The sequence below is a fragment of the Mycobacterium ulcerans subsp. shinshuense genome (assembly GCF_002355775.1).
Classification (GTDB): domain Bacteria; phylum Actinomycetota; class Actinomycetes; order Mycobacteriales; family Mycobacteriaceae; genus Mycobacterium; species Mycobacterium marinum.
The window spans coordinates 3,615,056-3,637,296 of sequence record NZ_AP017624.1 but is presented as its reverse complement, the minus strand read 5'-3'; the positions used below and the strand labels follow the sequence as shown (position 1 = coordinate 3,637,296).

17 protein-coding genes and 2 pseudogenes are annotated in these 22,241 nt (G+C 67.5%); 7 read left to right on the top strand and 12 right to left on the bottom strand.

Annotated features, from left to right (window positions below; translation table 11 throughout):
* Position 1 precedes the first annotated feature (1 nt).
* From SHTP_RS16280 to SHTP_RS16270, 3 genes are read right to left on the bottom strand one after another with little or no spacing between them, the layout of a single operon-like run.
* Positions 2-1,288: an ArsB/NhaD family transporter gene (locus SHTP_RS16280; RefSeq protein WP_096371152.1), complete on the bottom strand. Its 1,287-nt coding sequence runs from the start codon at positions 1,286-1,288 to the stop codon at positions 2-4.
* A 38-nt stretch (positions 1,289-1,326) separates the two neighbouring features.
* Entirely contained in the window at positions 1,327-2,616 is a 1,290-nt protein-coding gene (locus SHTP_RS16275) for an ArsB/NhaD family transporter (RefSeq protein ID WP_096371151.1), read from the bottom strand.
* 55 nt (positions 2,617-2,671) lie between these two features.
* On the bottom strand, positions 2,672-3,115 hold the full coding sequence (locus tag SHTP_RS16270) for a CBS domain-containing protein (protein WP_012393810.1): 444 nt from the start codon (positions 3,113-3,115) through the stop codon (positions 2,672-2,674).
* Between the two features lie 203 nt (positions 3,116-3,318).
* On the opposite strand from SHTP_RS16270, the gene dxs reads away from it, so the two are divergent.
* Positions 3,319-5,232 (top strand): 1-deoxy-D-xylulose-5-phosphate synthase, encoded by a 1,914-nt coding sequence (gene dxs, locus SHTP_RS16260; protein WP_096371150.1) that lies wholly within the window; start codon positions 3,319-3,321, stop codon positions 5,230-5,232.
* Between the two features lie 353 nt (positions 5,233-5,585).
* On the opposite strand, the gene SHTP_RS30040 is transcribed toward dxs, so the two are convergent.
* On the bottom strand, positions 5,586-8,072 hold the full coding sequence (locus tag SHTP_RS30040; protein ID WP_276527381.1) for a PE family protein: 2,487 nt from the start codon (positions 8,070-8,072) through the stop codon (positions 5,586-5,588).
* 685 nt (positions 8,073-8,757) lie between these two features.
* Between SHTP_RS30040 and SHTP_RS29090 the strand changes: the two are divergent.
* Positions 8,758-9,619: pseudogene (locus SHTP_RS29090) on the top strand (transketolase C-terminal domain-containing protein); the annotation flags it as partial.
* Here the strand turns inward: SHTP_RS29090 and SHTP_RS16235 are convergent.
* The 3 genes and pseudogenes from SHTP_RS16235 to SHTP_RS16225 all read right to left on the bottom strand — a co-directional run bounded on the left by SHTP_RS16235 (position 9,616) and on the right by SHTP_RS16225 (position 12,454).
* Entirely contained in the window at positions 9,616-10,923 is a 1,308-nt protein-coding gene (locus SHTP_RS16235; protein ID WP_011741115.1) for a ribonuclease D, read from the bottom strand. The pseudogene SHTP_RS29090 and the gene SHTP_RS16235 overlap by 4 nt on opposite strands.
* Before the next feature lies 1 nt (position 10,924).
* Positions 10,925-11,604, bottom strand: a pseudogene (locus SHTP_RS16230) (DUF3000 domain-containing protein).
* A 40-nt stretch (positions 11,605-11,644) separates the two neighbouring features.
* Positions 11,645-12,454 (bottom strand): enoyl-CoA hydratase/isomerase family protein, encoded by an 810-nt coding sequence (locus SHTP_RS16225; RefSeq protein WP_012393814.1) that lies wholly within the window; start codon positions 12,452-12,454, stop codon positions 11,645-11,647.
* 122 nt (positions 12,455-12,576) lie between these two features.
* On the opposite strand from SHTP_RS16225, the gene hemE reads away from it, so the two are divergent.
* Genes hemE through SHTP_RS16205 form a run of 4 tightly spaced genes read left to right on the top strand, consistent with a single transcriptional unit; the run spans position 12,577 to position 16,449 of the window.
* On the top strand, positions 12,577-13,638 hold the full coding sequence (gene hemE / locus SHTP_RS16220) for a uroporphyrinogen decarboxylase (RefSeq protein WP_096371148.1): 1,062 nt from the start codon (positions 12,577-12,579) through the stop codon (positions 13,636-13,638).
* Positions 13,635-15,002, top strand: a complete 1,368-nt coding sequence (locus SHTP_RS16215) for a protoporphyrinogen oxidase (RefSeq protein ID WP_096371147.1) — start codon at positions 13,635-13,637, stop codon at positions 15,000-15,002. The genes hemE and SHTP_RS16215 overlap by 4 nt, the downstream gene beginning before the upstream one ends.
* 5 nt (positions 15,003-15,007) lie before the next feature.
* Entirely contained in the window at positions 15,008-15,703 is a 696-nt protein-coding gene (hemQ, locus tag SHTP_RS16210) for a hydrogen peroxide-dependent heme synthase (RefSeq protein ID WP_011741110.1), read from the top strand.
* Positions 15,700-16,449 carry a class I SAM-dependent methyltransferase gene (locus SHTP_RS16205; RefSeq protein ID WP_096371146.1) on the top strand — a complete coding sequence of 250 codons (750 nt, stop codon included), beginning with the start codon at positions 15,700-15,702 and terminating at the stop codon, positions 16,447-16,449. The genes hemQ and SHTP_RS16205 overlap by 4 nt, the downstream gene beginning before the upstream one ends.
* Before the next feature lie 7 nt (positions 16,450-16,456).
* On the opposite strand, the gene msrB is transcribed toward SHTP_RS16205, so the two are convergent.
* Genes msrB through SHTP_RS16185 form a run of 4 tightly spaced genes read right to left on the bottom strand, consistent with a single transcriptional unit; the run spans position 16,457 to position 20,626 of the window.
* Complete coding sequence (gene msrB / locus SHTP_RS16200; protein WP_096371145.1) at positions 16,457-16,897, bottom strand: peptide-methionine (R)-S-oxide reductase MsrB; 441 nt, start codon at positions 16,895-16,897, stop codon at positions 16,457-16,459.
* Positions 16,894-18,204, bottom strand: a complete 1,311-nt coding sequence (gene aftC / locus SHTP_RS16195; RefSeq protein ID WP_096371144.1) for an arabinofuranan 3-O-arabinosyltransferase — start codon at positions 18,202-18,204, stop codon at positions 16,894-16,896. The genes msrB and aftC overlap by 4 nt, the downstream gene beginning before the upstream one ends.
* 19 nt (positions 18,205-18,223) lie before the next feature.
* Positions 18,224-19,813: an alpha/beta fold hydrolase gene (locus tag SHTP_RS16190; RefSeq protein ID WP_096371143.1), complete on the bottom strand. Its 1,590-nt coding sequence runs from the start codon at positions 19,811-19,813 to the stop codon at positions 18,224-18,226.
* Between the two features lie 30 nt (positions 19,814-19,843).
* Positions 19,844-20,626, bottom strand: a complete 783-nt coding sequence (locus tag SHTP_RS16185; protein WP_096371142.1) for a pyrimidine reductase family protein — start codon at positions 20,624-20,626, stop codon at positions 19,844-19,846.
* Between the two features lie 21 nt (positions 20,627-20,647).
* On the opposite strand from SHTP_RS16185, the gene zapE reads away from it, so the two are divergent.
* The gene (gene zapE, locus SHTP_RS16180; RefSeq protein ID WP_096371141.1) at positions 20,648-21,760 is read left to right on the top strand and encodes a cell division protein ZapE; all 1,113 of its coding nucleotides are present in this window, start codon (positions 20,648-20,650) and stop codon (positions 21,758-21,760) included.
* Here zapE and SHTP_RS16175 read toward each other — a convergent pair.
* The gene (locus SHTP_RS16175; RefSeq protein WP_223161269.1) at positions 21,738-22,241 is read right to left on the bottom strand and encodes a GNAT family N-acetyltransferase; all 504 of its coding nucleotides are present in this window, start codon (positions 22,239-22,241) and stop codon (positions 21,738-21,740) included. The two genes, zapE and SHTP_RS16175, sit on opposite strands and share 23 nt — an antisense overlap.

Sequence of the window (22,241 nt, the reverse complement as noted above, 5' to 3'; positions counted from 1 at the left end):
GTCAACTCCAAACGAAGTAGCGCAGCCACAGGTAGGCCGCCGCCACCAGCAGTGAGATGGTGGTGACCACGATGCCTTTGCGGGTGAATTCCCAGAATGAGATGGGAGTGCCTGCCCGGCGGGCGATTCCCAGCATCACGACGTTGGCGCTGGCTCCGACGGCGGTGAGGTTGCCACCGAAGTCGGCACCCAGGGCCAGCGCCCACCACAGCGCGTCCGGGTTGACCTGACCGGGCATCACCGCGACCAGTTCGGTGACGATAGGCGTCATGGTGGCGACGTAGGGGATGTTGTCGATGATGCCCGACACCGGAGCCGACACCCCGATGATCAACAAGACGGTGAATAGTTCGTTACCGCCGGTCAGTTCGATCGAGGCGCGCGCGAGTTTGTCCACGACGCCGGTCTTCACCAGCGCCCCGACCATGATGAACAGCCCAGCGAAGAACAGCAGCGTTTCCCACTCGACGCTGGCCAGATAATCGCGGCCGCCCAGTCCGGAGATGATGATCAGCACGCCGGCGCCCAGCAGGGCCACCACCGAGGGCTGGATGTGCAGCACCGGATGGGCGATGAAGGTCGCGAACACCGCCAGCAGCACCACGCCGCACTTGATCAGCAATTTGCGGTCACTGATCGCTTCGCGCTCATTGAGCGACATGACGTCGGAGACCCGTTCGGGCTCGACGGTGACCGAGCCGAACAAGCGGGGCAGCAGTGCGACGAAGATGACCAGCACGATGAGCACGACCGGGGCCATGTTCAGCAGGAAGTCGTTGAACGACAGTCCGGCTCGGCTGACGATGATGATGTTGGGTGGGTCGCCGACCAGTGTTGCCGCGCCACCGATGTTGGCGGCGAAAACCTCGGCCATCAAGAACGGCGATGGGTTGATCGCCAACCGGTCGCACACCAGCAGGGTGGCGGGGGCGATCAGCAGCACCGTGGTGACGTTGTCCAACAAGGCCGAACCGAACGCCATCACCAGGACCAGCAGAATCATGATGCGGGTGGGGGAGCCATTGGCGCGTTTGACGGCCCAGATGGCGATGTATTCAAAGACGCCGGTCTGGCGCAGCACGCTGACGATGATCATCATGCCCAGCAGCAGAAAGATGACGTCCCAGTCGATTCCGGTGTCGTGGGAGTAGAACACGTCGTGGGAGTCGACGATGCCCACCGCGAGCATGATCGCCGCACCCACCAGCGCCGCACGGGTCTTGCTGACCCGGTCGCTGGCGATGAGCGCGTAGGTGACGACGAACACCCCGATCGCAATGACGCTCACGGGGTCTCCGATGAATCGTTATCTGGTGTGTGCACGGGTCAACTCAGTACGAAGTAGCGAACCCAGAGGTAGATGGCGGCCAGCACCAGCGACATCGTGGTGACCGCGATGCCCTTACGGGTGAATTCCCAGAAGGAGATGGGATTGTCGGCCCGCTTGGCGATGCCCAGGACGATGACGTTGGCGCTGGCGCCGATCGCGGTGAGGTTGCCACCGAAGTCGGTGCCCAGCGCAAGGGCCCACCACAACACGTCCGGGTTGCCCTTGTCGACCAGGACCGGCACCAACTCGGCGACGATCGGCGTCATGGTGGCCGCGTAGGGAACGTTGTTGACGATGCCGCTGATCACCAGCGAGGCGGCCAGGATCACCATGGTCGCCAGCAGGGTGTTGCCGCCGGTCGCGGTCACCGCCATTTGCGCGACCTGCGTGACCACACCGGTTTTCACCAGGGCACCGACCATGATGAACAGACCCACGAAGAACAGCAGCGTGTCCCACTCGACGCTGGACAGATAGTCGGAGTGGTCCAGCCGGGAGACGACCACCAGGATGCCGGCACCGATCAGCGCCACCATGGACGGCTTCACGTGCAGCGCGGAGTTCGCGACGAATGCCGTGAACACCAGGAGCAGGACGATGCCGCACTTGATCAGCAGGCCGTGGTCGCGGATGGCCTCCTTCTCTTCCAGCGACATCACGTCGGCGACTCGCTCGGGGTCGGCCTCGAATGAGCCGGGGAACAGGCGCGGCAGCATCAGGATGAACACCGCCATCACGATGACCACGATCGGAGCCAGGTGGATCAGGAAGTCGTTGAACGTCAGCCCGCCCTTGCTGGCGATGACGATGTTGGGCGGGTCACCGACCAGTGTCGCGGTGCCGCCGATGTTGGAGGCGAACGCTTCGGCCATCAGATACGGCGCCGGGTTGATCACCAGCCGGTCACACACCAGCAGGGTGACCGGGGCGATCAGCAGCACCGCGGTGACGTTGTCCAGCAGCGCCGATGCGACCGCGGTGACGATCGCCAACAGGATCATGATCCGCAGTGGTTTGCCGCGGGCCCGCTTGGCCGCCCAGATCGCGACGTATTCGAACACACCGGTCTGACGCAGCACGCTGACGATGATCATCATGCCGAGCAGCAAGAAGATGACGTCCCAGTCGACCCCGGTCTCGTGGGAATAGAAGACGTCCTCGGAATTGATGACCGGCAGCATCACCACGATCGCGGCACCGGCCAACGCCACCAGGGTCTTGTTGACGCGTTCGCTGGCGATGAGCGCATAGGCCACCACAAAGATGGCGACCGCGACAATGCTCATCGAGTCGCTACCTGTGTTTTTGCCCGCAGACCGTCTATCGCTGAATCCGTTGAGATCAAGGCCTTAGCGCCGCTCCCAGAAGGCGCGATGCCGTGATCACCCCGTGCAACTTGCCGTTCTTGACCACCGCGAGCAGCGGGCTGCGCAACCGAGCCATCAGCGCGGCCACCTCGATGATGGTGTCGTCGGCATTGACCGGCGGAACGTCATTGAGGTGATCGGGCAACACATCGCTGACCTTCTTGCCGCGCAGTTTTTCCGCGCAGCGGTCTGCCATCGATTCGTTGAGCACACCGGCCAGCGATGGGTCGTCCTGGACATAGCGGGGAACGATGAATCGGACCACCTGCGACGCCGGCAACACCGCGTAAGGGCTGCCGGTTTTCTTGGTAACCAGCAACCCGGGCAGGCGGTGTTCGGCCAGCGTGCGTGCCGCCTCGAGTGCGTCTGAGTCGATGCTGATTACGGGATACTCCTCGGCGATGTCTTCGGCGCGCATATGGTGACCATACGTTGCCGGTGTGGTCAGGGTTAGCTCATTTGCACCCATCGTGTTCTTTCGCGTCGTAAGTGCTTGCAGGACAATCAGACGCCGACCAGGCTTCCCGGCTCACCGGTCTCCGACGCTATCAAGCCGTCCGGTCGATGGGCCGCGGAGGTCATTGATGGCTCCGATGCGCAGGCGCTGCGTACACTGGCGAGATGCTGCAACAGATCCGTGGTCCCGCTGATCTGCAGCACCTGTCGCAGGCGCAGCTGCGTGAGCTGGCTCAGGAAATCCGAGAGTTTCTGGTCCACAAAGTCGCCGCCACCGGGGGACACCTGGGACCGAATCTTGGGGTCGTGGAGCTGACGCTGGCTTTGCACCGGGTGTTCGACTCGCCGCACGATCCGATCATCTTCGACACAGGGCACCAGGCCTACGTGCACAAGATGCTGACCGGCCGCGCCCAGGACTTCGAGAGCCTGCGCGAGAAGGGCGGGTTGTCGGGCTATCCGTGCCGGGCCGAGAGCGAACACGACTGGGTGGAATCCAGCCACGCCAGCGCGGCGCTGTCCTACGCCGACGGTCTGTCCAAGGCGTTCGAGCTGAGCGGGCTCCGTAATCGGCATGTGGTTGCGGTGGTCGGCGACGGCGCGCTCACCGGCGGCATGTGTTGGGAAGCGCTGAACAACATCGCCGCCTCGCACCGGCCGGTGGTCATCGTCGTCAACGACAACGGCCGCAGCTACGCGCCGACCATCGGCGGGGTCGCCGACCACCTGGCCAAGCTGCGGTTGCAGCCGGCCTACGAACAGGTGCTGGAGAAGGGCCGAGACGTGGTGCGGGCGGTGCCGCTGGTCGGCGAAGTCTGTTACCACTTCATGCACAGCGTCAAGGCCGGTATCAAGGACTCCCTGTCGCCGCAGTTGCTGTTCACCGGCCTCGGGTTGAAGTACGTCGGCCCGGTCGACGGACACGACGAGCGGGCGGTAGAGGTCGCGGTGCGCAGTGCCCGCGGTTTCGGCGGCCCGGTGATCGTGCACGTGGTCACCCGCAAGGGCATGGGTTACGGCCCGGCCGAGGCCGACGTGGCCGAGCAGATGCACTCCACGGTTCCGATCGACCCGGCCACCGGACAGGCCACCAAGCTGGCGGGCCCGGGCTGGACGACGACGTTCGCCGATGCCTTGATCGAATACGCCGGCAAGCGCCGCGACATCGTGGCCATCACCGCGGCCATGCCGGGCCCCACCGGTTTGACCGCGTTCGGCCAGCAGTTCCCGGACCGCCTGTTCGACGTCGGTATCGCCGAGCAACACGCGATGACGTCGGCGGCCGGGCTGGCGATGGGCGGAATGCATCCGGTCGTCGCGATCTACTCGACGTTCCTGAACCGCGCATTCGACCAGATCATGATGGATGTGGCGCTGCACCAGCTGCCGGTCACCATGGTGCTCGACCGGGCCGGGATCACCGGTTCGGATGGTCCGAGCCACAACGGCATGTGGGATTTGTCGATGCTGGGCATCGTTCCCGGAATTCGGGTAGCCGCACCCAGGGATGCCACCCGGTTGCGCGAGGAACTGGGCGAGGCGCTCGACGTCGATGACGGACCGACGGCGTTGCGGTTCCCCAAAGGCGATGTGGGCGAAGATATTCCGACACTGGAACGGCGCGATGGCATGGATGTGCTGGCTGTGCCGGCTAGCGGCTTGAACCACGACGTGCTGCTGATAGCGGTAGGTGCATTGGCGTCGATGGCGCTGGCGGTGGCCAAACGGCTGCACAACCAGGGGATCGGGGTGACGGTGATCGACCCTCGCTGGGTGTTGCCGGTGGCCGATGGGATCGGCGACCTGGCGGTGGCGCACAAGCTGGTGGTGACGCTGGAGGACAACGGCGTCAACGGTGGCGTCGGGTCAGCCGTGTCCGCTGCGCTGCGGCGTGCCGAGATTGACGTGCCCTGTCGCGATGTGGGGTTGCCGCAGCAGTTCTTCGAGCACGCCTCGCGCGGTGAACTGCTGGCCGACCTGGGGTTGACCGATCAGGACGTGGCCCGCCGGGTCACCGGTTGGGTTGCCGCGCTGGGTGCTTGCGTTTCGGAAGCCGAGATCAAAGAACATCTCGACTAGGGTTCCGCTGACTTAGCTGCCGCCCCGGTTGGCTGGACGGGTTCATCCGGCCTTGCCGTCGGTGCCATTCTGGCCGGTCTGGCCGCCGGGGAAAATGCCAAACCCGCCGGCACCGCCGGTACCGGCCAGGCCGCCTGCCCCGACGGGTGTGCCGGTGCCGCCGTCGCCGCCGGTGCCGCCGTCTCCGCCTTTGCCGATGCCGAGGAGTGACTGGAACTCGCCGGCGTTGCCGCCCGTGCCGCCGGCGGCCCCGTCTCCGCCTTTGCCGCCGGCACCGCCATCGGTTGCGTTGCCACCGTTGCCGCCGGTGCCGGCGTTGCCTCCAACTCCGCCGTCACCTGAGGGTAGATTGCCTAAGCTCTTGCCGCCGGTTCCGCCGGTTCCGCCCCCGCCGGACTTTCCGCCGTCGCCGCCGTTGCCGCCGCCGCTGGCGTCGGCGCCGTTCCCGCCGTCGCCGCCGACGCCGCCGGCCCCGCCGTTGCCGGCGGCCTTGGCGGCTGAGGGGGCTGCTGCGCCCTGCCCGCCTGTTCCGCCCTGCCCGCCGTTGCCGCCGTCGCCGGCATTGCCGGCGTTGCCGCCGTCGGTTGCTTGGCCGCCCTGCCCGCCGGCTCCGCCGACGCCACCGTCCCCGCCGGCCCCGCCGTCGCCGGCGGTGTCGTTGACTGTGGGGCCTGTTGCGCCCTGCCCGCCTGTTCCGCCCTGCCCGCCGGTGCCGCCGTCGCCGGCATTGCCGCGCCGGTTGCTTGGCCGCCCTGCCCGCCGGCTCCGCCGGTGCCACCGATGCCGCCGGGGAAGGCGGATAAGCCGCTGACGACGCCCGCACCTCCAGTGCCTCCAGTGCCTCCAGTGCCCCCGGTACCGCCGTCTTTACCGCCGATTCCGGCGCCGCCTTCGCCGCCAGCGCCGCCAGCGCCGCCAGAGGCGCCGCTGTCACCAGCGCCACCATTGCCGCCGGTGCCGCCGGTGCCGGCGTTGCCGGCGCTACCCCCGGTGCCGCCGGTCCCGGCGGTACCCCCGATTCCGCCAGTGCCGCCTGTCCCGCCGTTGCCGCCGATGGCCTCGGTACTGCCGTTGCGGCCGTCGCCACCGATGCCGCCGATGCCGCCCTTGCCGCCGGTGCCGTTGGTGCCGCCGGGGCCGCTGTTGCCGCCGGTACCGCCGTTGCCGCCGGTGCCGCCTGCAAAGCTGGTGGCGCCTTCGGCGCCTGTGTCGCCGGTTCCGCCGTTGCCGCCGGTGCCGCCGGTGCCGCCATCGCTGCCATCGCCGCCGGTTCCGCCGTTGCCGGCGTTGCCGGTTCCGCCGTTGCCGCCGGTGCCGGCGTTGCCGGTTCCGCCGTTGCCGCCGGCACCGCCGTTGCCGCCGGTGCCGGCGTTGCCGGTGCTGTCGCCGGTGCCGCTCAGGCCTCCCGCGCCAGCGTTGCCACCGGCCCCGCCTTCGCCGCCGTTTCCGCCGGCTTGGGCTAAGCCGCCGGCCGCGCCGTCGCCGCCTTTGCCGCCGTTCCCGCCGGATCCGCCCGTGCCGGGTTCACCGAATTGACCGGCGTTACCGCCGCCGCCGCCGCCGGCGCCCCCGTTGCCGCCGGTGTGGCCGCTGCCCGCCGCGTCACCGGCGGCTCCGTTGCCGCCGTTGCCGCCGTTGCCGCCGTTGCCGCCGTTGCCGAATTGGCCGGCGTCTCCGCCCTTGCCGCCAGACCCGCCGTCTTGACCGGAGGTGGCGGGACTAAAGCCGTCTCCGCCCTTGCCGCCGTGGCCGGCCGCGGTGGTGGGGATGTTGCCAGTGGTACCGGGTGCACCGGTGCGCGACCCGTTGCCGCCGGCGCCGCCGGCCCCGCCGGCTCCCGGGTTGGCGCCGTTGCCGCCGGTCCCGCCGTTGGGGTTGCTAGCGTCGCCGTTGCCGCCGGCCCCGCCGTTGCCCGCGAGTCCGCCGTTGCCGCCATTACCGCCATCGCCGCCGGCGCCGGTGGTACCCGCATTGCCGAACAGGCCGCCTTGGCCTCCCGCGCCGCCGGCTCCAGCGTTACCGCCAGCGCCGCCCTCGCCGCCGTCGCCCGCGTTGCCGCCAGTGCCGCCAGCGGTCGTGGCGGCCAGCCCGTCGCAACCGGTGCCGCCGGCGCCGCCGGTACCGCCGTCGGTTCCGGCTAGTCCGGTTTGGCCCGCACCGCCGTTGGCGCCAGCAACGCCGCTGGCGCCGGTGCCGCCGGTGCCGCCGTCACCGCCGTGGCCGAAGAGGAACCCGCCGTTGCCGCCGGCTCCGCCGGCCGCCCCGGTCCCGCCAACGGCTCCGGTCCCGCCGATGCCGCCGTTGCCTCCGGCGCCGAAGAGGACGGCGTTGCCGTCTTTTCCGCCGGCCGCGCCGGTTCCGCCGATGCCGCCGGCGCCGCCGGAGCCGATCAGTCCGGCGGCCCCGCCGGCGCCGCCGTTGCCGATCAGCAGGCCCCCGTCACCGCCGGCCTGCCCGGTGCCTAGGGCCCCGCTGGCGCCGTTGCCGATCAGCGGGCGTCCCAACAGTGCTTGGGTGGGCCCGTTGATCAGGTCTAGCACCGGTTGCAGGGGTGCGGCTCCGGTGGCCTCGGCGCTGGCGTACGTCTGTGTTGCGCCGGACAGGCTGCGCACGAACTGGTCGTGGAACCGCGCCATTTGGGCGCTCAGGGCCTGATATTGCTGGGCGTGGTTGCCGAACAGTTCGGCGATGGCCGCCGAAATCTCATCGGCGGCCGCGGCCGCGATGGCGCTGGTTGGGATCGCCGCGGCGGCATTGGCGGCGGTGATGGCCGAGCCGATCCCGTCCATATCCGCGGCCGCGGCGGCCACGATCTCCGGTGCAATGGCTAGGTAGGAGATCAGGTTTCTCCTCCGAACTCAAACAACAACGCAGGCTTCAGGCAGCGCGGTCGACAAATGCTGACCGCGCCCTGAAAAACACCGGACGGCCGAATGGTTTCCGCACGGTCGGGCGACAGCGATCGCACCCGGTCTCGAACCGAAGGTTCGTTGTCGGCAATGTCTCGGGCTACCGGAAATTCGCTGTGAACCGTGCCGTCCATTACATGAGAAAGAGTTCTTTTCCGGCCCTTCGGCAGACTCTCGCAGCGACTGGTTGCGCTGCTGTCGACCAGCGCTACTGAGTAGCAACAGGGAGTTCTCGGCGTGGAACCACACATCTGCCTCGCTTGCCATTCACATGGAATGTGGTGGGAATTAGATTGGACGAATGTACGCCAATGTGTAGCTATTTCCACTAATTTGAGCACTTTTCTTAAGTCATTCACTGCTGAATTTCTGTTAGGAAATTAATTCTCTATGGAGTTAATTCGGATGCGGTTGCTGCAGTTGTAATTCACCACGTCTAAATAAATCGCTTTGTCTATCGATATTCGAAATGTGCCGCACCGTCCTACGGCTTCGCTCACCCGCGCCTCGACGTCCCCCGGCCCTGCTGGGGATGGCAGCCCTAGGCTTCCGGCGCTGGTGCCGCCCGCTCCGGCGCCGCCGTTTCCGCCGGCCAGGCCCGCGCCGACGCCGGAACCGCCGTTGCCACCTTGTGGCCATCACCGCGGCCATGCCGGGGCCGACCGGGCTGACGGCGTTCGGGCCGCGCTTTCCGGACCGCCTGTTCGATGTCGGCATTGCCGAGCAACATGCGATCACGTCGGCAGCTGGGCTGGCGATGGGTGGGATGCACCCGGTAGTGGCGATCTATTCGACGTTCCTCAACCGGGCATTCGACCAGTTGAGGATGGATGTGGCGCTGCACCAGCTGCCCGTCACCATGGTGCTCGACCGGGCAGGGATCACCGGTTCGGATGGTCCGGCCCACAACGGCATGCGGGATTTGTCGATGCTGGGCATCGTCCCCGAAATGCGGGTAGCCGCGCCCAGGGATGCCACCCGGTTGCGCGAGGAACTGGGGGATGCGCTCGAGTTCAGTGATGGTCCGACGGCTTTATGATTCCCCAGAGGTGACGTCGGTGACGATATTCCGGCTTTGGAGCGGCGCGGAGACGTCGATGGCGCTGGCGGTGGCGGTGGCCAAGCGGCTACACAACCAGGGCATCGGGGTGACGGTGGTCGACCCACGCTGGGTGTTGCCCGTCCCCGACGCGGTGCTCGAATTGGCGGTGGCGCACAAGCTGCTGGTGACCCTCGAAGGCAACGGGGTCAACCGGGGGACCGGGTCAGCGGTGTCGGCAGCGCTGCGGCGTGCCGAGATCGACCTGCCGTGTCGCGATGTGGGCCTGCCGCAGGATTTCTTCGATCACGCGTCGCGTGGCGAGGTGTTGGCCGACTTGGGTCTCACCGACCAGGATGTCGCCCGCCGCATCACCGGCTGGGTTGTCGCGCTGGGTTCCAGCGTTGCCGAAACCGAGATCACCGAACAGCTCGACTAGCGGGCGCCCGGTTCGGTCTCGGGTTCGGCGGCATTGGCCAGCGCTGCGGCCAGGGCGGGTACCACCAGCTCACGCTGCCAGACCCGGGCTTGCCCGGTGGCCAAGAATTCATCGATGGTGCTGGTTATCTCGGCGGCGGCCACCGGTGCCCAGTCCCAGCACAGGCGCCGCACCAGCTCGGGCGTGACCAGGTTCTCCGTCGGCACTCCCACCGAATCCGACACCTCGGACAACGCCGCGCGGGCGGCCTCCAGGCGCGCGGCAGCTTCGGGTTTGCGTCGGCTCCACCGCGCCGGAACGGGCGGCCCATTGGAGGGTTCGGCCACTTCCGGCGGATGCTGGCTCTTGCGCGCGACGTCGAGGGCCCCGAGCCACATCGTCGCGTTACGGCGCTGGTTGCGCCCGCCGAACACCGGCAATGACACCAGGTCTTCGACCGACTTCGGGTCGGAGAGGGCGGCATCGATGATCGCCGAGTCCGGCAGAATCCGGCGGGGCGCGATGTCACGACGCTCGGCGATGCGATCTCTGGTTATCCACAACTCGCGAACGGCGGCCAGACCTCGCCGGTCACGCACTTTGTGGATCCCCGAGGTTCGCCGCCAGCGGTCCGGTTTGGCGGTCGCCGGCACCCACCGTGATTCGAACGTCCGCAGATACTCGAATTCTTGCGCGGCCCAGTCGGATTTACCTTGCTCGGCCAGCACCCCCGAGATCGCCGAGCGCAGCTCGATGAGCAACTCCACATCCAACGCGGCGTAGTTGAGCCAGTCCGACGGCAGCGGACGCTTGGACCAGTCGGCGGCGCCGTGGCCTTTGACCAGGCCCATGCCGAGTAGCCGCTCGACCATGGTCGCCAGGTTCACCCGGTCGTACCCGGCCAATCGCCCCGCCAGTTCGGTGTCGTACAACGCCGACGGACGCATCCCAACCTCGGCCAGACAGGGCAGGTCCTGGTCGGCCGAGTGCAGGATCCACTCGTCTTTGGCCAGCACTTCGGCCAGCGGTTGCAGCACGGTCAGCGGGTCACCGCCGTGGCTGACCGGGTCGATCAGCACCGTTCCGGCGCCGGCCCGCCGGATCTGGATCAGATAGGCCCGATTGGAGTAACGAAAGCCCGATGCGCGCTCGGCGTCGACGGCAAAGGGCCCGCTGCCGCGGTCCAGGAGTGTCGCGGCCGCCTCGATCTGGCCGGCGGTCACGGAGAGTTCCGGAACCCCGCTCGCCGGGCTCAGCAGGGGAGTGGCTTCGGGTGCTGTGCCCTCCGGCGGTTCGTTCCCCTCAGGAGATAGGGCTGAGCACATATCAGGCGCGCGACCTCGAGCCCAGGTCGACGACCCCGGCCGGCGGCAGGCCCGCGGCGTGCTCGAGGACAGCGCAGAACGCCTCGACGTGGCTGCCTAGATCGGGTGTGGTCGCCGTCCACGACGCTCGTAGCTCGAGCTGATGGGCGCGCGGCGGTCCGGAGATGTCGCCGTAGCGCACCGATGTGGTGGCGGTGACGGTGCCACCGAGCGCGGTCACGTGTTCGGTGCGTGATTCCAGCGCCTCCACCAGCCAACTCCACGCCACTTCCGGTAGCAGCGGATCGATCGCCTCGTGCGAGTCCAGATCGGCCTCAATGTAGGCAACCAGGCGAATGGTGCCGTCCCACGCGTCAGAACCATCAGGGTCATAGAGCAGAATCAGCCGTCCGAAAGCGTCGCCTTCGGATCGTTCGGGCACGATGTCGAGCTCGGGATGCTTGACTTCGGCCCCCAGGGCATAGCTGTACGGGGCCAGCCGCTGTGGCGGGCGGATGGGGCCGAGTTCAATCTCGGGCCGCACGGTGACAGCGTTCATCGCCGCTACCGCCTCGCGGAAAGGGGTCGGTTCGGCTGAGGTCACAAGCGCCGCTCCTCTCCCCCGCAAGCGGGAGGTGCCCCCCAATCGCTGCGCCCCGTCTTATCGTCGGCGCGGTTCACAGAATTCGACGGTAGACCCATCGGTCGACACGCGGGGACAGGCGCGCCGTTTCGTCGCCGGCTAGGGCCCCTCGGTGCGGTCGGTAAACCGGGCGGGACGCTTCTGCCGGTGCGCGGCCAGGCCTTCCTGCACATCGGGGCCGGTGAACCCGAGAAACTCCAGGCCAAGCGACGTTTCGAAGGTCGGCCCGAACATCCGGTACCAGTGATTGAGGCTGCGCTTGGTCCAGCGGATCGCGTTTTGCGCCCCCTGCGCCAGATTCTCGGCCAGCCGGGTTGCGGTGGGCAGCACCTCATCGTCATCGACGCACGTCGAGACCAGGCCGATGCGTTCAGCTTCTTCGCCGGACAGTGTCTCGCAGGTGAGTAGGTAGTACTTGGCCTTGGCCATGCCGACCAGCAGCGGCCAGCAGATCGCGGCGTGGTCACCGGCCGCCACCCCGAGCTTGGTGTGGCCGTCGATGATTTTCGCGGTTGCGCTTGCCACCGAGATATCGGCGAGCAGCGCTACCACCAGACCGGCGCCAACGGCCGGGCCGCGAATCGCCGAAACCACCGGCTTGTCGAGGTTGACCAGGTTGAGCACCAGGTCACGGGCCTCGCGCATGATGCGGATTCGTCCTTCGTAGTCGCCGATCGTTTCGTCGATGAGCTCAAAACTGCCCCCGGACGAAAACGCTTTGCCCTCACCACGAACCAGCACCACCCGCACGTCGGGGTCACGGTCGATCACCGGCCAGACGTCAGCGAGGTCGCGGTGCATCTGCGGTCCAACCGAATTCAGCCCGGGGGAGTCCAGCACCAGATTCAGCACGCCGTGCTCACCCGGCTCGAAGCGAAGGCTGGGGAAATCTTGGTAGGTGAGTGGCATGCGGCGCTCCTGACCGTTGCTGGTTGCCAGCTGGTTGCCGTCGTGATGTTACGCAGCGGCCCGATGGCCTGCGGGGCCGCCCAAACCGCCTCATGGCAGCCCTCATGGCAGCATTGAGGCCGATGAGTACCCGTCGCGACCTTCCGCAGTCGCCCTATCTGGCCGCGGTGGCCGGCCGCAAACCCAGCCGAGTACCGGTGTGGTTCATGCGGCAGGCCGGCCGCTCACTGCCGGAATACCGGGCGCTGCGCCGCCAGCACAGCATGCTGGCCGCCTGCTTCGAACCCGAGGTGGCTTGCGAGGTCACCATGCAACCGATCCGCCGCTACCACGTCGATGCCGCGATCCTGTTCTCCGACATCGTGGTACCGCTGCGCGCGGCCGGTGTGGACTTGGACATCGTGGCCGATGTCGGACCGGTCATCGCTGCGCCGGTGCGTACGGTTGCCGATGTCGACGCCATCAAACCCATTGACCCCCAGTCGATTGCGCCGGTGCTCGACGCGGTTGAGCTGTTGGTCGCCGAGCTGGGTGACACTCCGCTGATCGGATTCGCCGGAGCGCCCTTCACGTTGGCCTCCTACCTGGTCGAGGGCGGACCCAGCCGCCACCATGCCCGGACCAAGGCGATGATGTTGGCCGAGCCCGCGACCTGGCATGCGTTGATGACCAAGTTGACCGACCTCACCATCGAATTTCTGCTCGGTCAGATCCGTGCCGGCGTGGATGCCATCCAGGTGTTCGACTCGTGGGCGGGAATGTTGTCGTTGGCCGACTACCGCCAGCACGCGTTGCCGCACAGCGCACGGGTATTCGCCACGCTAGCCGAGCATGGTGTTCCGATGATGCACTTCGGGGTCGGCACCGCTGAACTGCTGGGTGCGATGTCGGAGGCGGTCAAGCCGGGGACGGCGAAGGTGGTCGGGGTGGACTGGCGCACCGCGCTGGCCGATGCCGCCGCCCGGGTGCAACCCGGCACCGCGCTGCAGGGCAACCTGGATCCGGTGGTGCTGCTGGCGGGCTGGCCCGCGGTGGAACGGGCCGCACGCGCCGTCGTCGACGATGGACGTCGGGCCGTCGACGCGGGTGCGGCCGGGTACGTCTTCAATCTGGGGCACGGGGTACTGCCGCAGACCGATCCGGGGGTGCTGACCGACCTGGTGTCACTGGTTCACTCGCTATGACACCGGGCTCGTATTGTGTTGTGGGCGGTGGAATCTCGGGCCTGACCGCGGCCTTCCGGTTGCGGCTGGCGGTCGGTGAAGACGCCTTGATCACCCTGTTGGACCCCAGCGATCGGCTGGGCGGAATCTTGCGCACCGAGCGGGTCGGCGGACAGCCGATGGATCTGGGTGCCGAAGCGTTCGTGGTGCGCCGTCCGGAGATGCCCGCCCTGCTCGCCGAACTCGGTCTGTCCGGGCTGCAGCGCTCCACCACGGGCGCCCGGCCGCTGATCTACAGCTGCCAAGAGCTGCACCCGCTGCCAACGGGCACCGTGATGGGGATCCCGGCTTCGGCGCGCTCGCTTGCCGGCCTGGTTGACGACGCCACGATTGCCCAGATCGAGGCCGAACCGGACCGGCCGCTGCACTGGCGCCCGGGCGGCGATCCCGCGGTGGCCGAACTGGTGGCCGAGCGGTTCGGCGAGCAGACCGTGACCAGGTCGGTCGATCCGCTGCTGTGCGGCGTCTATGCGGGCTCGGCCGCCACGATCGGTGTGCGCGCGGCCATCCCGGCGGTGGCGGCGGCGCTGGACCGCGGCGCCACCAGCCTGACCGAGGCGGTTCGGCAGAGCTTGCCACCGGCCAGTGCCGGTCCGGTGTTCGGTGCCTTGACGGGCGGCTATCAGGTGCTGGTCGAGGAGCTGGTCGCACGCAGTGGGGTGCAGTGGGTGCAGGCCGCGGTCAGCAAGATCGAACCCGGTTGGGCACTGCACGACGATGCCGGCCGGCGCTGGCACGCCGACGCCGTCATCCTGGCCATCCCGGCCCCGCGCCTGGTGCGGATCCTCGACGGTGTCGACGGGGTGGATCCGCGCAGCGTCGCGGCCGCGAGCCGGGTGCGCAGTGCCTCCTCGGCTGTGGTGGCGCTGGCGGTGCCGGCAGATACCCCCTTCCCGCAGTGTTCCGGGGTGCTGGTGGCCAACGGTGAGCCGTTGCGGGCCAAGGCAATCACGTTGTCGTCGCGGAAATGGGGTATCCAGGGCGACGTCCAGCAGCTGCGGATTTCGTTCGGGCGGTTCGGCGACGACCTGGCCGAGCGCGTGTCCGACCATCAGCTGCTTTCGTGGGCGCGCGACGACCTGGCCACGGTGTTCGGTGTGACGGTGGATCCCGTCGATTCACGTGTGCAGCGGTGGATCGAGGCGATGCCGCAATACGGTCCCGGTCACGGGGTGCTGGTCGCGCAAGTGCGGGCCGGGCTGCCCCCGACATTGGCCGTGGCCGGCAGCTATCTGGACGGAATCGGGGTGCCGGCCTGTGTCGGGGCGGCAAGCCGCGCGGTGGACGGCGTCGTTGGGGCGCTCAACCCACAAGTGGCACGATAGGTGCCATGGCACGCCTCGACTACGACGTCCTGAACGCAACCATTCGGTACCTGATGTTCTCGGTGTTCTCTGTGCGGCCGGGCGAACTCGGTGACCACCGCGAAGCCGTGATCGACGACGCTGCGACGTTTTTCAAGCAGCAGGAGGAACGCGGCGTCGTGGTGCGCGGCCTCTACGACGTCGCGGGCCTGCGGGCGGACGCGGATTTCATGATCTGGACCCACGCCGAGCGCATCGAAACGTTGCAGGCGACCTATTCGGACTTTCGGCGCACCACCACCTTGGGGCGGGCCTGCACTCCGGTGTGGAGCAGCGTCGGGCTGCATCGTCCGGCCGAGTTCAACAAGAGCCACATCCCGGCATTTCTAGCCGGCGAGGAGCCCGGCGCCTACATCTGCGTGTATCCGTTCGTGCGCTCCTACGAGTGGTATCTGCTGCCCGACGAGGAGCGACGTCGCATGCTCGCCGAGCACGGCATGGCCGCGCGTGGCTACAAGGACGTTCGGGCCAACACGGTGCCGGCGTTCGCGCTGGGGGACTACGAGTGGATCCTGGCGTTTGAGGCCCCCGAGTTGGACCGCATCGTCGATTTGATGCGTGACCTGCGGGCCACCGACGCCCGACGGCACACCCGTGCGGAGACGCCGTTCTACAGCGGGCCGCGGGTGCCCGTCGAGCAGCTGGTGACCTCGCTGCCATGACCGCCCCGGATCCGACCGACCCCACCCGCTTCGAGGAGATGTATCGCGACCAGCGGGTGGCACACGGCTTGCCGGCGGCCACACCGTGGGACATCGGCGGCCCGCAACCGGTGGTTGAGCAGCTGGTCGCGCTGGGCGCGGTCAAGGGGGAGGTGCTCGACCCGGGCACCGGGCCCGGCCACCACGCGATCTATTACGCGTCCAAGGGTTACTCGGCGACCGGCATCGACGGATCGGCGACCGCCATCGAGCGGGCCCGGGACAACGCGGCTAAGGCCGGGGTGTCGGTGAACTTCCAGGTGGCCGATGCCACGAGGCTGGAAGGCTTGGACAACCGATTCGACACCGTCGTCGACTGCGCCTTCTATCACACGTTCGGTACCGCGCCCGAGCTGCAGAGGTCCTACGTGCAGGCGTTGTGGCGGGCGACCAAGCCGGGCGCACGGCTTTACATGTACGAGTTCGGCGCCCACCAGGTCAACGGATTGACCGCGATCCGGTCGCTGCCGGAGGAAAACTTCCGCGAGATGCTGCCACTTGGCGGTTGGGAGATCACCTATCTGGGGCCGACCACCTACCGCATCACGGTGAGCATGGAGACGCTGGAAACCATGGCCGCGCGAAACCCCGAGGTGGCTGACCAGGTCGGGCCCTTGGTGGAGCGGTTCAAGACGATCCAGCCCTGGCTGACCGACGGCATCGCGCACGTCCCGTTCTGGGAAGTCCACGCCACCCGGCTGGACTAACCCCCCGCTATTGCGCTGCTGAGTCCGTGGGAACCAGGCGCAGCGAGATCGAGTTGATGCAGTAACGCAGATCCGTCGGTGTCGGATACCCCTCGCCGGCGAACACATGGCCCAGGTGGCTGTGGCAGTTCGCGCATAGCACCTCGGTACGCAGCTGGCCCAGTGAGTGGTCGGGACGCAGGATCACCGCTTCGCTGGCCGACGGGTCAAAGAATGACGGCCAGCCGCAATGGGATTCGAACTTCTCGGTACTGCGGAACAACTCCGCGCCACAGGCCCGGCATTGGTAGATGCCCTGCGTCTTGGTGTCGGTGTACTCGCCGGTGAACGGCCGTTCGGTGCCGGCCAGACGCAGCACGTCGTACTCCCGCTGGCTGAGCCTCGTGCGCCACTCGTCTTCGCTGAGTTGCAGTTTCGGACGCTGCGAGCCGGCGTCGGAGGAGGTCATGCGTCCACGCTAGCGCGCTCTCGCTCGGCCGTCAGCCACGCCGGATCGATCCCGCTGTCCAACCGGTCTTCGGCCTTGGCGTCGAGGTAGCGGAAATACAGCACGGTGAACGTCACGATCAACAGCAGCGACCACCCGTAGGTGATCTTCAGATACTCGAGGGCGCGGCCCCACCTCATCCAGTTGAACAGCAGCCAGCGATCCAGCGTCATGAAGCCGTAGATCCCCAGCCACGCCGGCCAGTTCCGGATCACCGAGTTACGCAGCGTGATCGTCATCAGGAACGGGAACAGCATCATCGAGTAGTAGCCCTGGGCCAGCGACATCGCCAGCCACGACCACAGCAGCAGCACACCCGAGGATGTGGTGAACCAGAACAGGGGATCGCGGGTGCGGTAGTAGCGGTACAGCAGCCACAAGCTGGCGATCGCGATTGCGATGAACAGCAGCCACAGGAACAGGATCAACCAGGTCGGCAGGCCGAAGTAGATGCCATTGCCCTGGATCGAACTGTTGAAGTAGTCGCGGGTGCCCAGAATGTAGGGCAATGTCCGCGTGAAGAAGTCCATCGGATGATTGATCAGCGGCAGGGCGGCCAGGTTGATGACGATGGGGATCACGATGGCGGTCACCAGCGTGCGCCACTGGCGGTTGAGCAGGGGCAGCAGCAGCAGCGGGCCGAGTAGTGGTTTGAGCACCAGCGTGAATCCGATAGCTATCCCGGCCCACCATTGATGACTGACCCGGCCGTCCAACAGCCACCGCAGGAACAGCACCTCGAGCAGCAGAATGCAGCCGTTGATGTTGGTGAAGACCAGGGTGTTGGTCACGGTCTCGGTGGTGAACATGGCCAATACCAGGGCGGGGGCGGCGACCGAGGTCAGCGTGAAGTTGAACAGCCGCAGCAACAGGTACGCCGCCAGCAGAATGGCCGCGGTGTTGATCGAGATGAACAGGTAGCGCGACGGCGCGAAGGGCAGGTACCCGAACGGGGCCATCAGCAGCGTGCCGCCCGGCGGGTAGAGATAGTGCGGGTCGACGTAGTCGAAATGCTCGTTATAGATGTCCCAGCCGCGGCGGAAGTTGAGCACCGCCCGATACACCGGCTTGAAGTCGTCAGTGATGTTCCCGTTGGTCGTCAGCACGATGGCGCGATGCAGTACCGACAAAATGGCCGCCGGCCACAGCACCGAGCGCAATATCGCCGACGCGCTCGGTGGGCCGGTACGGGGACGGAATGCGGCTTGCATGCATTCACGCAAGCCGGTTCGGGTCGAGTCAGCCGCGGTCACCAGCGCACCGTACACCGGGGCGGCCGAGCCGGTTTCAGGCGGGACAGTAGGTGTCGGTGCCCGGCAGTTTGCCGCCGTTGAGATAGCCGATCAGCGGTGGTACCGCGCAGGACGAATAGATGCTGGCACCGTGTCCGATGCCCTGCCACATCACTCGCTTGCTGGCGGCGTTGGCGTTGATGATCGTGGCCGCGGTCTGGGCGACGCCTTCGTTGCCCACGATCGGGTCGCTTTGCACCCCCAGCAACAGGACGTTGACCTTGAGGCTCTTGGGGGCATCGGTTGTCGAGCCGCTGGGCCAGTGCACGCACTTGACCAGGTTGAGTGCGGCGACCGTGCCGAATTGTGGATAGAGCTTGCCCCAGGCGACCACCAGTTCGCGAACCCGGTCCGGGGTGGGGCGATTCACCGCGTCGCTGCACGAGCTGACGAACTGGCCGTCGGTGTGCTGCAGGGCATCGGCCCGGTTGATCAGGTTGGACAGCTGGTTCATGTCACCCGCGCGGGCGGCCACCAGCGCGTCCGCCAGGTTGGTCGTGGTGCGGATGCGGTCCCCGGTGGGAAAGCCCAGGGCGGTGGTGATGGCGGTGGCGATCGAGGCCACCGACTCGCCGCCGGGGCCGTTGTCGGAACGGGCGTCGTTCAGCAGTGCGGCGACGGCGCCCTTGGGATCGGATCCGAGCGCGCAGTGCACCGCGACACACTGTGCGGCGAACGCATCCAGCGCCGCTTGCTGACCCTTGACCTGTTGTTCAGTGGCGGCTTCGGCGCTGACCCCCAAAGCCACCGGGGAGTCGAGGATCAGCCGGGCGACCTTGTCGGGTCGTGATCCGGCGTAGGTGAGGGCCACCTGGGCGCCGTTGCCGATGCCGACCAGCGCCAGTGCCGGCACATCCCACAGATTGCGCAGCCGCTCGATGTCGGATGCGGCGTGTCCGTTGTCGTAGGCGGATGCGCCGGGGGCGATGGCGTCGGTGCAATCGGTGGTGGCTTCGTTGGAGATCGTCGAAAGGTTGGCCACCGGGTCATCGCCGGTTTGGAACTGCGACTGATCACGCATCTCGGTGCGCTCGTAGTGGTCCCGGCAGTCGATCGGGCTCGACATGCCCATCCCGCGGCGGTCGATGGCAACGATCGGGTGGGTGCGCAGCACGTCGGCGCCGGCATGAGACAGCCAGACCGGCAACTGAGTCGACGACGGCAGATCGGAGCCGGTGGTGAAGACCAGCGGGCCGGCGTCGCGTGGCGTCTGGCCGGAGCGGGCGCGCACCACGCCGATACTGACCGACCTGGATCCGCCGTTGACCGGATCCAGGTCGTTGTCGAAGGTCGCGCACTCCAGCCGGGTGCCGGGGGCGCCCTGAACGCCGGCATCGGAATAGACCTGTGAGGTGCAGTCGGTCCAGGACAGATCGTTCTTGGGCGCGGCGATCGGCGGCGGGCCGCTGGGCGGTGGTGTGGTGGTGGCGGCGCCCTGCGGGCGCGCGCCGGTGTTGGTGGCAAAGCGCGGGTCAGCGCCCAGTACCGGAACGCAGGCAGCCAGCACTGTGGTCACCGAGAAGGCCACCGCGACGAGAATCGGGGTGGACGGGAGGCGCCGACTCATGCCGACAACACTAACCACTCCGCTCAGCGATGCTGCGCGACGTGCAGTTCAGGCTCGAACGTAGCGGGTGTAGAGGTACCCGGCATCGTCGGTGATGACGTGAGCGCAGTGCATCCGGGTTTGCAGCTGGCCCGGGCCGGGCGCAATGCGCCGGGGCAGACCACCCGCCACAACGGGGGCGATGGTCAGACACAACTCGTCGAGCAGATCCTGCTCGATCAGCGATCCGAACAGCGTTGGCCCGCCCTCGGTGAGGATGCGGCGCATGCCCCGCCCGGCGAGTCTGGCCAGCAGCAGGCTCTCGTCGACCCGGTGGGGGTCCTTGCCGGAGCAGTCGACCACTTCGGCGAGGCCGGTCAACCTCCGGCGGGTGTCGTAGACGGCCGCCGCGGCGGTCAGAACCAGCGGTGGTACCTCGGTGCGGGTGAACACGGGCAGATCCCGGTCCAGCTGACCGGAGTTGGTGGCGATCGCCAGTTGCGGGACTTCGCTTTGTCCGCGGGCCTGCCGCTGCTGGCGTTCCGCGACGCCCAGTTGCGCGCCGGAGTAGCCCTCGATGCGCACCGTGCCCGCGCCGACCAGGATGACGTCGGCCAGCTCACGCAGCAGGACAAACACGGCTCGGTCGCCCGGCCCCGCTAGGCCGCCGCTGGTGCCCCCGACGGTCGCGCCGCCGTCGAGGCTGGTGATGAAATTGGCCCGCAACCAGGTGCCGCTCAGCTTCGCCGGATAGCCGTAGAACTCGGGCAGGTCCTCGTCGGTGAGTTGGCGGTCGGTTCCGAGCAGCGTCAGCTGTGCATCGGCGGACCGGCCTGAGGTTGGGTCAGGCATGGGCAGACCTCCACGTCGGCTATGAAGTTGATTGCAACACGCCGCTACAGTGCCAGCATGCACGGGTCCACTTCTGCGGGTGCTTGGGGAGGGGTGGCGCATCTGGTGGACCGTCATCCGTCGGTGTCGCCAGAGCGGCTGATTGCCCAATTGCGCCCGCCCCCAACCTTCGCCGAGGTGAGCTTCTCGACGTATCGGCCGGATCCCGCGGAACCGACCCAGGCCGCCGCCCTGGTGGCCTGCCGGGACTTCTGCCAGGAGGCGGTGCAGCGCCGGGCTGGCCGCAAGAAGCTGTTGGGCAGGCGTGAGGTGTTGCCCGGGGTCGGGCTGTACCTCGATGGCGGATTCGGTGTGGGCAAGACGCACTTGCTGGCCTCGTCCTACTACCAGCTGCCCGGCTTGGGGCCGGACGCACCCGAACAGCCCAAGGCGTTCGCGACCTTTGGTGAGCTGACCCAGTTGGCGGGCGTTTTCGGCTTCGCCGAATGCATCGACCTGCTGGCCAACCACACGGCCGTGTGCATCGACGAGTTCGAGCTTGATGACCCCGGTAACACCACGCTGATCTCCCGGATGCTCTCGGCGTTGGTGCAGCGGGGCGTGTCGGTGGCCGCCACCTCCAATACGCTGCCCGAACAGCTGGGCGAGGGGCGCTTTGCCGCCCAGGACTTTCTGCGCGAGATCAACACGCTGGCAAGTATTTTCACCGCGGTGCGGATCGAGGGGCCGGACTATCGCCACCGTGGCCTGCCGCCGGCGCCGCAGCCGTTGTCCGATGATCAGGTCGCCCAGCGCGCTGCGACGGTGCGCGGCGCGACCCTCGATGACTTCGACGCCCTGTGTGCCCACCTGGCCACCATGCATCCATCGCGGTATCTGACCCTGATCGACGGTGTGAGCGCGGTGTTTCTGACCGGTGTGCACCCCATCGAGGACCAACATGTTGCGCTGCGGCTGGTGGCGCTCACCGATCGGCTCTATGACGCCGGCGTCCCGATGGTGGCATCCGGGGCCAAGCTGGACACCATTTTCAGTGAGGAGATGCTGGCGGGCGGTTACCGCAAGAAGTATCTACGTGCCACCTCGCGACTGTTGGCTTTGACGGCCCCGGTCAGCGAAGCTCGCGAACCATGATGTAGTCGTTCTCTTGGTGGGGGCCCAACTGAAATGTTCTGGTGCCACTCACCGTGAACCCGCGTTTGGCGTAGAAGCGTTGTGCCCGTTGGTTTTCCTGGTTCACCCCGAGCCATACCCGGCGGGCTCCCCAGTCTTGGGCGGTAGTGAGCGCATTGTCCATCAGCGCCTTGGCGGTTCCGGTGCCGTGCTGGTCGGGCAATAGGTACAGCTTGGACAACTCGACATCGCAGTCGTCGGTATCGGCGCGAACAAGCATGGCGTAGCCCACAATTCGGCCGCCAGCGCGAGCGGCAAGAATGGTGCGCTGCGGATCGTTGAGATATTCGGCGAACCGGTCGCCCGACAAGTTGGTCTCGATGAACGACGCGACGTGTTCGGCCGGTGCCGAGGGCGGACAAGCCAGCGGGAAGGTGCGCGCGGCCACCGCACCCAACTCGGCGGCGTCGACGGGGCCCGCCGCGGCGATCTGGACGTTCAG